The sequence below is a fragment of the Salmonella sp. SAL4457 genome (genome assembly GCF_046548235.1).
GTDB classification, from domain to species: Bacteria; Pseudomonadota; Gammaproteobacteria; order Enterobacterales; family Enterobacteriaceae; genus Salmonella; species Salmonella enterica.
In genome coordinates this window covers 1-238 of record NZ_JBGDZO010001284.1, presented here as the reverse complement: position 1 = coordinate 238, position 238 = coordinate 1, and the positions used below count along the sequence as shown (strand labels likewise).

Annotated in this window: 1 protein-coding gene; it reads right to left on the bottom strand. The window is 62.2% G+C overall.

The annotated features are described in order from the left end of the window. A partial coding sequence (locus tag ACLJNW_RS28335) for a hypothetical protein (protein ID WP_410961975.1) occupies positions 1-238 on the bottom strand: 238 nt, incomplete at both ends.

The window sequence follows — 238 nt, the reverse complement described above, 5'->3', positions numbered from 1 at the left end:
CATGATGGTCATGACCTTGCCCGGCTTGGAGGTCTCGGCGATTTCCGCCCAGACCTTGAGCATCATGTCCTTCGGCGTACCGCAGATGTTGCTCACCACGTCCGGGGTGTAGCGGCTGTAGTGCTGCTTGAGCAGGTTGAACACGCAGCGCGGGTGGGTCAGGGTCGGGTCGACCTTGGCATAGCCGTCCTCACCGATCTCGTAGCCCCAGGAGGACTTGTCCGGGTAGGTCCGCTTC